Raw genomic sequence first — 13653 nt, 5'->3', positions numbered from 1 at the left:
GGCAGGGACCTGACGGAGGGACCGCCCGCCTCGACCGGGCCCATCACAAATCACATTCATTGGGGAGAATCAACATGCGTGCAACCGTCCAGAACTACATTCGTGCCGAGCGTGAGCGTCGCGAAGAGAACGGCGAGAAGGGGTTCTCGCTCATCGAACTCATCATCGTCGTCGTGATCCTCGGCATCCTCGCCGCGATCGCCATCCCGACGTTCATCAGCATCCAGGGCACCGCCGAGACGAACGCGTTGAAGGCATCCGCTGCAAATGGCGCCTCGGTTGCCGCAGCGGCCTACGCGAACAACACGGCTGTGACGGCCGATTCGTTCAAGAGCCTCAACACTGACAGCGTCGTCGTCACGCTCAAGTCCGGCACAACGCTGACCGACTTCTGTGTTCAGGCCGCTAAGAACGGCAAGACGCAGACCTCCGGCCCCGGCTGCTAAGCAGCCAGACGCCATAGGGGGTGCGGGGCGTCACGGACGCGCCGCACCCCCTACCACTTCGAGGATGTGGGGGGACATGCCTCGTTCTACTTCTGCAGGCGTTCGCGCCTCGCGTGACGCATCGTGACCGCGTTCGCACAGACGGCGCTCACACCGCCCGCGCTCGGCCTGATCGTCGCCTTCGCGGGTGTATTCGGTCTCGTCATCGGTTCGTTCCTGAACGTCGTCGTCTACCGGGTGCCCGCGGGCATTCCGCTGACGCGCGAGAGCCGCTGCCCGAACTGTGATGCACCCGTGCGGCCCTGGCAGAACGTGCCGGTCCTGTCGTGGGTCGGCCTGCGGGGCGCCTGCGCCTCTTGTTCGGCAAAGATCTCGCCGCGGTATCCCGTGGTCGAGGCCACAACAGGCGCGATCTTCGCGGGCGTCGCGTGGTTCTTCGCAACCGGCTACCTCTCCACGTCCGAGGGCTCCACGAGCACGGCGGCCACGGTCGTCGTCGCGCTCGCCTTCCTCTACTTCGCCGCTGTCAGCGTCGTGCTCTCGCTCATCGATCTCGACACGCGGCGCCTGCCGAACGTGATCGTGCTGCCGAGCTACGTCGTGTCGCTCGTGGTGCTCGCTCTGGCCTGCATCCTCGGCGCCGACTGGTCCGCTCTCCTGCGATCGATCCTGGCCATGGCGGCGCTGTTCGCCTTCTACGCCATCCTGCGGGCGATCCGCCCCGACGGGATGGGCGGGGGCGACGTCAAGCTCGCCGGACTGATCGGCATCCAGCTCGGATGGCTCGGCTGGGGCAGCGTCGTGGTCGGAGCGTTCGCCGCGTTCGTCCTCGGCGGCATCTTCGGCGTGGCTCTCCTGCTCGCCCGGCGTGCCGGACGACGCACCGCCATCCCGTTCGGGCCCTGGATGCTCGTCGGCGCTTGGGTCGGAATCATCGCGGGCGAGCCCATCGCCCGCTGGTACCTGGGACTTCTCGTCGGCGCCTGAGCGTCGACGATCGATACAGAAAAGGAAGGGGCGGATGATGGCACACACTGAGCCGTTGCAGCGCTCACTACCCGCTAGCCCACCCGCGCCATCGATCATCGTGCCGCGTGTCAATCTGCTCCCGCGAGCCGAGTCGCAGCGCCGCGAGCGCGATGTCCTCGTTCGTCGGTGGGCGATCGGCCTGTTGGCCGTCATCGCCGTCGTCGCCATTGCCTCGGCCGGAGCCTTCTGGCTCAAGTGGAGCGCCGAGCAGCGTCTGGCCGCCGACCAGCTGCGCTCGAGCGAACTCCTCACCGAACTCGCGAGCCTGTCCGACGTCAGCCGGGCACTGTCGCTCCGCACCGACCTCGAGGGATTCCGCGCCGACGCGATGGTGTCGGATGTGTCGTGGACGACGCTCTTCTCCGATCTGTCTGCCGCTCTGCCCGCCGGAGTTGCCGTGACCGGGTTCGATCTGACGGCCGGCGCCGCCCCGACAGCCGATGACCCCGAGGCCGAGCTGGCGCTCGGTGGGACACTCGAGCTGCGCAGCTCCACGCCGATCGACATCGCCCCGACCGTCCGGTCGCTCCGTGAGCTGCCGGGGGTGGCACTGATGGACCCGCTCGAGGTGACCTCGGAGCTCATCGGTGGCGGTGACCAGCGGATCTACATCTACCGCCTGCGCGCGGCGCTCGATCAGACGCTCTACACGGGCGCGTTCGCCGAGGAGGCGCTCGGATGAACATCTCGAAGCAGTTCGTCACCCTGATCGGGGCGGTGCTCGCCGTCGGCATTCTCGCGGCGGGAGTCTTTCTCATCGCGCTGCCCCTCGCCGGTCAGGCGTCGGCGACGACGACCGACGCCGACATGGTGGCCCAGACGAACCTGGGCTACGAGACGCAGATCGCCGGTCTCCGCGAGAGCGAGGCGGACCTCGCCGAGATCGAGGCATCCGTCGCCGAACTCCAACGCGAAATCCCTGCCGAGCCGCGCCTCGACGACATCTTCGAGATCGTCGCCACGGCTGCCAACACCGCGGGCGTCAGCATCGTCACCGCGTCGATCGGCGACACCACGGCGTGGACGCCGCGTGCTGCGCTCACATCCGACTCCCTCGTGTTCACCGATGGGGCCTCCGATTCCTCCGATCCGGCTGTGACGGATGGCGCCACCGAAACAGGCGACGCCACTGCCGACGAAACAGCGACGGATGGCTCAACGACGGATGGCTCAGTGACGGATGGCGCCACCGCACCCACCGAGCCGAAGGTCCAGATCGGCTTCACCGTCACGCTCATCTCCCCGAGCCCGGCGCAGGCACAGCTGTTCATCGACGCACTCGGCGACGGCAACCGCTTGGTCTCGATCGTGCACTCGACACTCAGCCCGAACACCACCGCCTACGACCTGACGGTCAACGCCACCGCGTTCGTCCGCACCGAGAACTGAGGCCCGTCATGCGAGACACCACCGCTCTCGATGCCGTGCTCGCGACCGCCGCGGCGGCACGAGCATCCGACGTCCACCTGACTGCGGGGCGCCGGGCCCTGATGCGCGTCGACGGCGACCTCGTGCCGATCGTCGGGTACCTCGATCCGCTCTCGACCGAGTGGGTCGAGCGCGCTCTGCTCTCGATCATGTCGCCGGCGCACGCCGAGGACTTCGCGACGCACGGCGAGGTCGACCTCTCGTACGCATCCGATGGGCTCGGGCGCTTCCGCGTAAACGTGTTCCGCCAGCTGGGCGAGGTCGCGGCCGCGCTCCGCTTCATCGACACACGTGTGCTCTCGCTCGACGAACTCGGTGCCCCCGCGATCGCTCGTGACCTGGCGCTCAAACCCCGCGGCCTCGTCTTGGTCACGGGACCGACGGGGTCGGGCAAGTCGACGACGCTCACGGCGATGGTCGACATCATCAACCGGACGCTGCCCGCTCACGTGATCACGATCGAAGACCCCATCGAGTTCCAGCACGAGAGCCGCAAGGCCCTGATCCATCAGCGCGAGATCGGCTCAGACACGGCGTCGTTCGCCGAGGCGCTGCGCCGCGTGCTGCGACAGGATCCGGATGTGATCCTGATCGGCGAGCTGCGCGATGCCGTGTCGATCTCGACGGCGCTCTCCGCCGCTGAGACCGGCCATCTCGTCCTGTCGACCCTGCACACGCAGAGCGCCGCGAAGAGCATCAATCGCATCATCGACGTCTTCCCCTCGCACCAGCAGGACCAGGTGCGAACACAGCTCGGCGACTCGCTCCAGGGCATCATCAGCCAGACCCTGCTGCCACTGGCCCAGAACACGGGTCGAACGATCGCGACAGAAGTGCTCATCAACACCCCGGCCGTGGCCAACCTCATCCGCGAGGGCCAGACGGCGCAGATCTACTCGGCCATGCAATCGGGGTCGGCGCTCGGCATGCACACGTTCGACCAGGACCTGCGGCGTCTGGTCGAAGAGGGCACAATCGCGGAGAACATCGCCCGCGCCAATGCCGCCGACCCGAACAGTCTCGACGGGGTGCGGGTGCGCCCGCGCGACCTCGACGCCGAAGCGTGGATGACACACGCCGGTGAGCGTCACCTGGCCGGATGGGGGAACTGACATGGCACTGCTCCAGGAATACAGCTATCGGGCCGTCGACAACTCCGGCGGTGCGATCGTCAAGGGCACGCTCGAGGCCGTGAGCGAGAACGCCGTCGTCTCAAAGCTGCGTGTGCAGGGACTAACACCCGTCTCGGTCGTTCCCGTGTCGAAGACCGGGCTGAACCGGGATGTCTCGCTGCCCGGCATGCGCAAACGGGTGAAGGTGGCGGAGCTCGCCGTGATGGCGAAACAGATGGCCGGCCTCATCAACGCGGGCCTGCCGCTCATGCGAACGCTCGGCATCCTGATCGAGCAGACCGAGGGCAAGCAGTTGCAGAGTGCCCTCATCGCGGTGCACGCCGACGTCGAGTCCGGTGCGTCGCTCTCGATCGCTCTGGCGAGGCATCCGGATGTCTTCCCGCCCCTGATGGTGAGCCTCGTGCGCGTCGGCGAGACGGGCGGATTCCTCGGTCAGGCGCTCACCTCGATCGCCGAGACCTACGGCAAAGAGGCCGAGCTGCAGAACAAGATCCGGACGGCCACGACCTACCCGCTCGTCGTGCTCGTCATCGCGGTCCTCGGTGTTCTGGTGATGGTGACGTTCATCGTCCCGATCTTCGAGAGCATGTTCACGGGGATCGGTTCGGCCCTGCCGCTGCCGACACAGATCCTCGTCACGCTCTCGCACAACATGATGTGGATCCTTCCGCTGCTAGTCGTGCTCGCGCTCGCCGGGTGGGTGTGGTGGACACGCAACCGCCGAACCGACCGCGTCCGTCGCTTCATCGATCCGCTGAAGCTGAGACTGCCGGTGTTCGGCCCTCTGGCGACCAAGATCGCCGTGGCCCGCTTCACACGCAACCTCGCGATGATGCTGCAGGCGGGGGTTCCGCTCGTCCAAGCGCTGTCGATCGTCGGGCAGGCCTCGAACAACATCGTGATCGAGCAGGCCGTCCACGACATCCAGGACTCGATCCGGCAGGGACGCTCGTTCGCGGCGCCCCTCGCGAAGGCCGCGGTGTTCCCGTCGATGGTGGCGCAGATGGTGTCGGTCGGGGAGGAGTCGGGCACCCTGTCCGAGATGCTCTCAAGCATCGCCGACCTCTACGAGAACGAGGTCGAGACGGCTACCGATCAGCTCACGGCGACGATCGAACCCGTGCTGATCGTCGGCATCGGCATTTTGATCGGCGGAATGGTGATCTCGCTCTACCTGCCGATCTTCTCGCTGTACGGCGAGCTCAGCCAGACCGCCTGATCGAAAACAGGAGATCCGTCCGAAACAGGACGGATGGGCTGATTTTGTCCTGTTCTCGCCGAATCTCCTGTTCTCGGCAAGTCAGATGGAGACGCGCAGAACCTCTTCGATCGTGGTCAGGCCCTGCGTGACCTTGCTCCAACCGTCCTCGCGCAGCGAGACCATGCCGGCGGCGAGCGCCGCCTGACGCATCTCGGTGCCCGTTGCACGCGCGACGACCAGTTCTTCGAGCCGGTCGTCGATCGTCATGACCTCATGCAGCGCGATGCGGCCGCGGTAGCCCGTTCCGGAACAAATGGGGCATCCGGCGGCGCGATACACCTGCGGAGGATCGGATGGATCGTGCGGGAAGCCGAGGGACCTCAGCAGCTCGCTCGTTTCGGTGACGGGAGTCCGGCACTGGATGCAGAGGCGCCGGGCGAGACGCTGCGCGACGACGGCGGTGAGGGCCGTCGCAACGAGGAACGGTTCGCAGCCGATCTCGACCAGCCGGGGAAGCGCGCTCGGCGCATCGTTCGTATGGAGTGTCGAGAGAACCATGTGGCCCGTCAGCGAGGCCTCGATCGAGATGACGGCCGTCTCGTGGTCGCGGATTTCGCCCACCAGCACGATGTCGGGGTCACTCCGCAGGATCGAACGAAGTGCGGCGCCGAAGGTCAGCCCGGCGCGGTTGTTGACCTGCACCTGGTTGATGCCCGCGATTCGGTACTCCACGGGGTCCTCGACGGTGATGGCGTTCACGCGCGGGTTCGCGACGTCGCGGAGGGCCGTGTAGAGCGTCGTGGACTTTCCCGATCCTGTGGGGCCTGTCACCAGCACCATGCCGTGCGGGCGATGGATGGCCTTCGCAAACCGCTCCAGGTTGCCCGGCGACATCTGCAGGTCGGTCATCGCCATCGACTGACCCGTGTTGTCGAGGATGCGCATCACGATCTTCTCGCCCCAGACCGTGGGCAGGGTCGCCACGCGCAGGTCGATCTGGCGTCCCTCGTGGTGCACCGATAGGCGCCCGTCCTGCGGTCGCCGGCGCTCGGCGATGTCGACGGAGGACATGATCTTCAAGCGCGAGATGATCCCGTCCTGGATGGCGCGGTCGGCTCGCTGCATCTCATGAAGCACACCGTCGATGCGGAAGCGCACGGTCAGCTGATGCTCGCCGGGTTCGACGTGGATGTCGCTGGCCCGGTCATTGATGGCCTGGGCGATCAGCAGGTTCACGAATCGCACGACCGGCGCGTCGGCATCCTGATCATCGAGGGACGCCGTGAACGAGATCGTCGCGCTCTCGTTGGTCTCGCCGATCTGTTCGGAGAGGTCGCTCAGCTCTTCGTCGGAGCGGAGGTAGCGCTCGAACGCACGCTGGAGCGCGTCCGCGGCGACCACGACCGGCTCGACGCGCAGATCGGTCACACTCGTGACGTCATCGATCGCGATGATGTCGGTCGGATCGACCATGCCGAGGAGGAGTCGGTCGCCGGTGTGTTCGAGGGGCAGGATGCGGTAGCGGCGGCTGAGTGTTCCGGGAACGAGCGCGATCGTGTGCGGATCGATGACGACGGCCGAGATGTCGACGGCACGATGGCCGGTGTGGGTCGCGACGGCCTCAGCCAGCTGCCACTCCGAGACGAGCCCCCGATCGACCAGGTGGCGTTCGAGCTCGGAGGTATCGCCGAACTGCTCGAGCGCGGTCGCCATAACCCCGGCGCTCACCGCCCCCGATTGCACCAACGTCTGATAAATACCGCGCACGTGTGTACACCTCTCCTGCCGCGCTCCATCCTAGGGGCGAGGGCGTGCGTGTCCCGGTGCGCGCGACGCCATTGCCCCGCGGCGTCCGGGATCGATCGGTCGGATGGGTGTGAGCGGATGTCTCGGCTGTCAAGACGCTGCACGGTGGCGTGTGCGCGATTAGCCTGACCTGATGGCCGACACCGAAGCATCCGCACAGGCGCCCCGACCACCCATCGCCCGGATCATCGCGTGGGCGTTACAGCGCAAGCCCATCCGCGCATTCCTTCTCTACTCCGAGCACCGCGGACCGATGCTCGCCGACAGCATCACCTACCGCCTGCTGTTCGCGGTCTTCGCGGCCGTCCTGCTCGGGTTCTCGATTGCGGCGCTGTGGCTCTCGGGCGATGCGGTCGCGTGGCAAGCGCTTCTGAACGCGGTCAACTCGGTCATCCCCGGTCTCGTTGGCGAGGACGGGCTGGTCGATCCATCCGACATCCAAGCTCCGGCGGGCCTGAGCCTGACGGGTGTGCTGTCGTCGATCGGTCTGATCGGTGCGGCGATCGGTTCCGTGGGTCAGGTGCGTTCGGCGCTGCGCTCCCTCGCCGACCAGCCCAACGAGGACATCTTCATCGTCTGGGCTCTGCTGCGGAACCTCGCCGTGGCGGTCGGTGTGGGCGTTGCCCTCGTGGCCGCCGCGGGCGTGACGTTTTTCGGAACCGCCCTGGTCGACGTCGTCGGCGGATGGTTCGGCGTACCGGCCGATCACCCGCTCTCCTCCTGGGGAACGTGGCTGCTGTCGGCGGTCGTCGTCTTCGTTCTCGACACGCTGGTGATCGCCGTCATGTTCATCGTGCTGTCCGGCGTGAAGGCACCGGCGCGAGCACTCTGGACCGGCGCGCTGATCGGCGGGGTCGGGCTCGTCGTGCTCCAGCAGTTGTCGGGCCTGTTCGTCGGGGGAGCGCGCGCCAACCCGCTGCTCGCCTCGTTCGCGGCGCTCATCGCCCTGCTGCTCTGGTTCAACCTCTCCAGTCAGGTCATCTTGATCTCGGCGGCCTATATCTTGACCGGCGTCGAGGACGACCGCGACCGGGTGCGCTCGCGCTACGGCGCCCCCACCTTCCTCGCGCGGCGCGTGCGGCGGTCGGAGATCGCCCTGGAGGCGGCCAAAGCGGAGCTGGATCGAGCTCGCGAGGACGAGAAGAAGGAGCGCGAAGCGGCGCTCGCCGAACCGCAGGGAAAGAAATGAGCGACATCGCAGTCCTCACACTCGCCTACTCGGCCACCGCGGTCCGCGCCGCGGAGCAGCCCCTCCTGGAAGCCGGTGAACCCCTCATGGCCCGCGCAGCCGCGGCCACCGATGCGAGCGTTCGCGGCCTGCTCGAGGCATCCGTTGATCCCGCTGGGCCCATTCTCGTGCTCGCCGGCTCGGGCAACAACGGCGGGGATGCGCTTTTTGCGGCCGCCTCGCTCGCCGCCTCGGGCGTTCGCGTCGATCTGCTGCTGACGTCCGACCGTGCGCACAGCGAGGGGCTCGGCGCCGCCCGCCGCGCCGGTACGCGCTGCGTCGGTCTCGACGAGGTGCGGGGTGGCGCATCGGGCTATCGCGTGATCGTGGACGGAATTCTCGGGATCGGCACGTCGGCCACGCCGGCCCTGCGCGGCATCGCCCGCGCCGCCGTCGAGGCGCTGATTCCGGCGGTCCGATCAGGGGCCGCGGACCGGCCGCGGGTCGTCGCGGTCGACCTGCCGAGCGGGCTGCACCCCGACGATGGAACCGCGGACGACGCCGTGCTGCCGGCCGACGTGACCGTGACCTTCGGTGCCCTGAAGGCCGGGCTCGTGCGGGGACGCGGGCCCGAGGTCGCGGGTGACATCCGTCTCGTCGACCTGGGCCTCGGCCCGGCCCTCGCCCGTGTGCGGCCGGAGCTCGAGACATCCGTGCCCGTCCGCTCCGTCCCCTGACCCACGCGAGCCCCGCTTTCTTCGCCGCTTCAACTCGTCGAACGGACGCAACACGCCGCGCGCGCTCGATCCGCACGGCGTGGTGCGTCCGTTCGCGCGTGGGCCACGGCGCTTGCGGGCGCCGAAGGGCTCAGTCGCGCGCGTAGCGCTCGACGAAGGTCCGGAGCATTCGCGACGGGTGCGACACCGGCGCCGTGCGCACGGCCGCCAGCGTCAGCTCGAGTTCGTGCGCGGCGAAGTATCCGTGGCCCGCGTAGGCGTGGATGCGCGTCGTAATGCCGTCGACGTCGAGTTCGGGATGGAACTGCGTTGCGTAGACGTTTTGTCCGACGCGGAAGGCCTGGACGGGACATCCGGGCGAGGATGCCAGGTGCACGGCGTGTGCGGGCAGTCGCGACACCGCCTCTTTGTGTCCGACAAACGCCCCGAACTCCGTCGGTAGCCCCGCGAAGAGCGGGTCGCGCGCGCCCTCATCGGTGAGCGTGACCGGCACGACGCTGATCGGCTCGCCGAACGTTCTGTCGATCACCGCGCCCTCGTGCGCGCCCAGTGTGCCGATGCCGTAGCAGGCCCCGAAGAACGGGAAGTCGGCCGGAACGACCCGGTCGAGCAGCGTCGCGAATTCCGCCTCGACGCGTTGCTGCACCGGCGATTTCGCTTCGGGCGCGTCCGAAGCGTTGAACGGGCCGCCGCCGACGATGATGCCCGACAGAGAGTCGAGATCCAGAGCGGGCATCGGCCCGGCCTCCAGCCGCACCCGGATCAGATCGCGCTCGTCGAGCCCGGCGGCGCGCAGCATCGCGGCGTACTCCTCGTCCGCGGGCAGGTCCTCGGCCCGCGTGGCGAGCAGCACAAACGGTCGCACGGATTACGAGGCGTACGTGACGAGGCCGAGCTCGACATCCGAGACGAGCTGCGGATGCGTCGGCACGACCCGCACCGTGTAGCCGAACGGACCCGTCACGGCCAGCGGCACGGTGCCCGTGAATATTGTCAGCCCGTCGACCGCGTCGCCGGACGGCGTGAGCGGCACGATCGAGCGCTCGCCCGTGATGGCGTCCTCGGCATCCGTCGTGCCGCACACGAGTTGCACGGCGACATCCGCGGCGGAAAGCCCATCGAGTGCAACCGCGGCGCGCACCTCGAGCACGTCACCCGCCGCCGCCTGCTGGGCGATGCCCGACCCGTCCACGCTCGCGATGTGCACTGACGGCCATGCGGCCCGCACGTGTTCCGTGTACGCCGCGAGCTCACGCGCCAGCGCGAAGTCATCGGCGCGCAGCTCGGTGGCATGCTCGGACGCCGGGGTGTACAGGCGGGCGACGTATTCCCGCACCATCCGGTCGCTCGTCGCCTTCTGTCCGAGCACCTTCATCGTGTGCCGCACCATCCCGAGCCATTCGCTCGGCACACCGTCCGTGCGGTCGAAGAACTTCGGCACCAGCTGGTGCTCGATCAGGTCGTAGAGAGCGGATGCCTCGGCATCGTCTCGCTCGTCGTCCGATCCCGCCGTATCGGCCGTGGGGATCGCCCAGCCGTTCTGCCCGTCGAACCACTCGTCCCACCATCCGTCGAGGATCGACAGGTTGAGCGCTCCGTTGAGCGCCGCCTTCATACCGGACGTTCCGGATGCCTCGAGCGGCCGGATCGGGTTGTTCAGCCACACGTCGCAGCCCGGGAAGAGCGTCTTGGCGAGCGAGATGTCATAGTCGGGCAGGAAGACGATCCGCCCACGCACCTTCGGGTCGCGGCTGAAACGCACGAGCTCCTGGATCATCTGCTTGCCCGAGTCATCCGCGGGGTGTGACTTTCCGGCGACGATGATCTGCACCGGATGCTCGGGGTCGGTCAGGATCCGCGTCAACCGCTCGGGATCCCGCAGCATGAGGGTCAGACGCTTGTAGGTCGGCACGCGACGCGCGAACCCGATCGTGAGTGCCTCGGGATCGAGAACGCCGGCGAGGCCGGTGCGGCCGCGGGCCTCGTCGACCAGCTCGCCCTTCATCGTCGAGCGGGTGTCCCAGAGCTCACGGTCCGAGACGCGCGCGACATCCGTCCAGTCATGGGTCTCGACGTGGGCATCGCCGAAGGCCCGCTCGCTCAGGCCCTTGAGGGCGGGGTGCAGCCAGGTCGGCGGGTGGACGCCGTTCGTGATCGAGGTGATGGGAACCTCGTCGGTGTCGACGCCCGGCCACAGCTGACCGAACATTCCGCGGCTGACCTCGCCGTGCAGCAGTGAGACGCCATTCGCGTGCTGCCCGAGGTGCAGGCCGAGCACGGCCATGTTGAACACGCTCGGGTCGCCGCCCGGCCAGCTCTCGAGACCGAGCGCGAGGGCGCGCTGCGGATCGATGCCGCTGACGACACCGGCGGTCAGGTAGGCGGCGATCAGATCCTTCGGGAATCGGTCGATTCCGGCGGGAACGGGGGTGTGCGTCGTGAACACGGTGGAGGCGCGTACCTGCGCCAGGGCCTCGTCGAACGTCAGGCCATCGTGGGTGATGAGCTCGGACATCCGCTCGATGCCCTGCAGCCCCGCGTGGCCCTCGTTCGTGTGATAGACATCGGCCTCGGGCCGGCCGGTCACACGGCACCAGGCGCGCAGGGCGCGAACGCCGCCGATTCCGAGCAGTGCCTCTTGTAGCAAGCGGTGCTCGCCACCACCGCCGTAGAGACGGTCGGTGACCCGACGCATCTCTTCCGTGTTCGAGGGTGTCTCGGAGTCGAGCAGCAGGAGAGGCACGCGTCCGATGTCGGCCACCCAGATGCGCGCGTGCAGCACGCGACCGCCGGTGATGTCGAGCGACACCTCGACCGGGGTACCGGCTTCGTCGCGCAGCAGCGTCAGGCCGAGGCCGTGGGGGTCGAGCAGCGGATAGCTCTCGCGCTGCCAGCCGTCGTCGCCGATCGATTGGCGGAAGTACCCCGCGCGGTAGAACAGCCCGATGCCGGTCAGTGGCACGCCGAGGTCCGAGCAGCTCTTGAGGTGATCGCCGGCCAGGATGCCGAGGCCACCCGAATACTGGGGGAGGGAGCCGTCGACCCCGAACTCGGGGGAGAAGTACGCGATGTGCTCGGGCTTCGGGCCCTGGACGCGCTGGAACCACCGCGGCTGCGTCAGATACGCCTCGAGGCGATCGGCCTCTTCCGTGACGCGGTCGACGAAGGCGTCATCGCGGGCGAGGGCGTCCAGGCGCTCCTGCCCCAGCGCCCCGAGCATCCGGGCCGGGTTCTCTCCGACCTTCGCCCAGACCGCGGGATCCATGGACTCGAAGAGGGCGTGCGTGGCGCGACTCCACGACCAACGCCAGTTGGCGGCGAGCGTGTCGAGTGCCGCGATGCTTTCGGCGAGGACGGGTCGGACCGTGAACGTGCGAATGGCCTTCATGCGACTGATCATAGGCGTCTCATCTGACGTGATCCGACCGCGGCGAACGGGGTCCTGTCGTACCCGCGGGGTAGGGTCGAAGAAGGAGGAATTATGTCTATTGCACGACTTTCCGGAGGGCCCCTCGACGGCCAGGTGGTACCCCTCGAAGATGCCGACGACGACTCGCTCGTCCTGCCCTACAGCGAAGGTCAGATCGTCTACCGCCGTCAGGGCGAGCTCGAGCAGACCGGCGAATCGGATGGCCCCACGCAGGCCACGTTCGTTTACGTCGAAGAGACGCAAGAGATCAGGCCGAGCGACGAGTGAGCCGACGCGCTCGATCGAGGTCGAGCGCAAATACGACGTGAGCGAGGCCACCCGGTTGCCGGATCTGGCCTCGCTTCCGGGTGTGGCCGGTGTCTGGCCGCCCGAGTTGCGGCCGCTGGATGCGATCTATTTCGACACGGCAGAGCTCTCTCTCTCCCGTCGTGCTGTCGCGGTGCGTCGCCGGACGGGTGGTCCTGATGAGGGGTGGCACGTCAAGTCCAGCGCCGCCGATGGTCGCCACGAGTGGGGATGGCCGCTGGGCGAGGCGCTGCCGTCCGATCCGCTCACGGTTGCTGTGCCCACCGATGTTCGCTCGTCGGTGACCGAATGGTGCGGTGACGACGAACTACGCCCCATCGCGCGCGTTCGGAACCAACGGCACGCGATCCTGCTTCAGGATGCCTCGGGCGCCGTCATCGCCGAGTTCGTCGACGACCACGTCCAGGCCACAGACCTCCAGACGGGTGCCGCGACGAACTGGCGCGAATGGGAGGTCGAGCTCGGCCCCGCCGCGCCCGCGGATGAGCGTGGCCGCGCCGAGTTCTTCGCGGCGGTCGATGCCGCCGTCGCCGCCGTCGGGGGAGTGCCCGCGGCATCCGGTTCGAAGCTGCAGCGCGCCCTCGGTCGCTGACGAGCGGACTGTGCGCAACGTCCGGTCGTTGAGCGAGGAGCGTAGCGACGAGTCGAAACGCATTGACTATGCGCGTCTGTTGGTTTCGACTCGCTGCGCTCGCTCAACCTGAGCCGCAAAGGACTCAACGCGCTCTTCGCGCGCATTGAGTCCTTTCGGCTCACATGTTGATCATGTGACCGGCGAGGCCGTGGAAGGCTTCCTGCACGGCTTCCGACAGGGTCGGGTGCGTGTGAACGTTGCGTGCCGCCTCGAGAGCCGTGAGGTCCCACTTCTGCGCCAGCGTGAGCTCGGGGAGCAGTTCGGACACGTCGGGGCCGATCAGGTGACCGCCGAGAAGCTCGAGGTGCTCGGCGTCGGCGATCAGCTTGACGAAT

Annotated in this window: 13 protein-coding genes and 1 pseudogene (1 of these 14 only partly in view); 10 read left to right on the top strand and 4 right to left on the bottom strand. The window is 67.9% G+C overall.

Annotated elements, in window-relative coordinates; all coding sequences use genetic code 11:
* Positions 1 to 74: 74 nt before the first annotated feature.
* From MIC448_RS16545 to MIC448_RS04205, 6 genes are all read left to right on the top strand, one after another.
* On the top strand, positions 75 to 446 hold the full coding sequence (locus tag MIC448_RS16545; protein ID WP_081766175.1) for a type II secretion system protein: 372 nt from the start codon (positions 75 to 77) through the stop codon (positions 444 to 446).
* A gap of 123 nt (positions 447 to 569) precedes the next feature.
* Complete coding sequence (locus MIC448_RS04225) at positions 570 to 1433, top strand: A24 family peptidase (RefSeq protein WP_081766174.1); 864 nt, start codon at positions 570 to 572, stop codon at positions 1431 to 1433.
* A gap of 34 nt (positions 1434 to 1467) precedes the next feature.
* Positions 1468 to 2157: a PilN domain-containing protein gene (locus MIC448_RS04220; RefSeq protein ID WP_144237978.1), complete on the top strand. Its 690-nt coding sequence runs from the start codon at positions 1468 to 1470 to the stop codon at positions 2155 to 2157.
* Entirely contained in the window at positions 2154 to 2864 is a 711-nt protein-coding gene (locus tag MIC448_RS04215; RefSeq protein ID WP_036296473.1) for a hypothetical protein, read from the top strand. Before MIC448_RS04220 ends, MIC448_RS04215 begins: the two co-directional genes overlap by 4 nt.
* A gap of 8 nt (positions 2865 to 2872) precedes the next feature.
* On the top strand, positions 2873 to 4015 hold the full coding sequence (locus MIC448_RS04210; protein WP_081766173.1) for a type IV pilus twitching motility protein PilT: 1143 nt from the start codon (positions 2873 to 2875) through the stop codon (positions 4013 to 4015).
* Position 4016: 1 nt separating this feature from the next.
* Positions 4017 to 5255: a type II secretion system F family protein gene (locus tag MIC448_RS04205; protein ID WP_036296471.1), complete on the top strand. Its 1239-nt coding sequence runs from the start codon at positions 4017 to 4019 to the stop codon at positions 5253 to 5255.
* Positions 5256 to 5336: 81 nt separating this feature from the next.
* On the opposite strand, the gene MIC448_RS04200 is transcribed toward MIC448_RS04205, so the two are convergent.
* Positions 5337 to 6965, bottom strand: coding sequence for a GspE/PulE family protein (locus tag MIC448_RS04200; RefSeq protein ID WP_232711477.1), 1629 nt, complete (start codon positions 6963 to 6965; stop codon positions 5337 to 5339).
* A gap of 211 nt (positions 6966 to 7176) precedes the next feature.
* Here MIC448_RS04200 and MIC448_RS04195 point away from each other — a divergent pair, with 211 nt between their 5' ends.
* Positions 7177 to 8232: a YihY/virulence factor BrkB family protein gene (locus MIC448_RS04195; RefSeq protein ID WP_036296468.1), complete on the top strand. Its 1056-nt coding sequence runs from the start codon at positions 7177 to 7179 to the stop codon at positions 8230 to 8232.
* Complete coding sequence (locus MIC448_RS04190) at positions 8229 to 8948, top strand: NAD(P)H-hydrate epimerase (RefSeq protein ID WP_051513110.1); 720 nt, start codon at positions 8229 to 8231, stop codon at positions 8946 to 8948. Before MIC448_RS04195 ends, MIC448_RS04190 begins: the two co-directional genes overlap by 4 nt.
* A gap of 130 nt (positions 8949 to 9078) precedes the next feature.
* Here MIC448_RS04190 and MIC448_RS04185 read toward each other — a convergent pair whose 3' ends face one another.
* Positions 9079 to 9813, bottom strand: a complete 735-nt coding sequence (locus MIC448_RS04185; RefSeq protein ID WP_036296466.1) for a glutamine amidotransferase — start codon at positions 9811 to 9813, stop codon at positions 9079 to 9081.
* A 3-nt stretch (positions 9814 to 9816) separates the two neighbouring features.
* The gene (glgP, locus tag MIC448_RS04180; RefSeq protein WP_036296491.1) at positions 9817 to 12336 is read right to left on the bottom strand and encodes an alpha-glucan family phosphorylase; all 2520 of its coding nucleotides are present in this window, start codon (positions 12334 to 12336) and stop codon (positions 9817 to 9819) included.
* A gap of 93 nt (positions 12337 to 12429) precedes the next feature.
* Here glgP and MIC448_RS04175 point away from each other — a divergent pair, with 93 nt between their 5' ends.
* Both MIC448_RS04175 and MIC448_RS04170 read left to right on the top strand, forming a co-directional pair.
* Positions 12430 to 12645 carry a hypothetical protein gene (locus tag MIC448_RS04175; protein WP_036296464.1) on the top strand — a complete coding sequence of 72 codons (216 nt, stop codon included), beginning with the start codon at positions 12430 to 12432 and terminating at the stop codon, positions 12643 to 12645.
* On the top strand, positions 12578 to 13276 hold the full coding sequence (locus MIC448_RS04170; RefSeq protein ID WP_051513108.1) for a CYTH domain-containing protein: 699 nt from the start codon (positions 12578 to 12580) through the stop codon (positions 13274 to 13276). The genes MIC448_RS04175 and MIC448_RS04170 overlap by 68 nt, the downstream gene beginning before the upstream one ends.
* A 160-nt stretch (positions 13277 to 13436) precedes the next feature.
* On the opposite strand, the pseudogene lpdA reads toward MIC448_RS04170, so the two are convergent.
* Positions 13437 to 13653, bottom strand: a pseudogene (gene lpdA / locus MIC448_RS04165) (dihydrolipoyl dehydrogenase); it runs 1186 nt beyond the window's last position.

Origin of the sequence: Microbacterium sp. C448 (assembly GCF_000582705.2) — a bacterium.
Classification (GTDB): Bacteria; Actinomycetota; Actinomycetes; order Actinomycetales; family Microbacteriaceae; genus Microbacterium; species Microbacterium lacus_A.
Note: the sequence above shows the minus strand (reverse complement) of the source record. Positions and strands in the feature narration are given on the sequence as shown.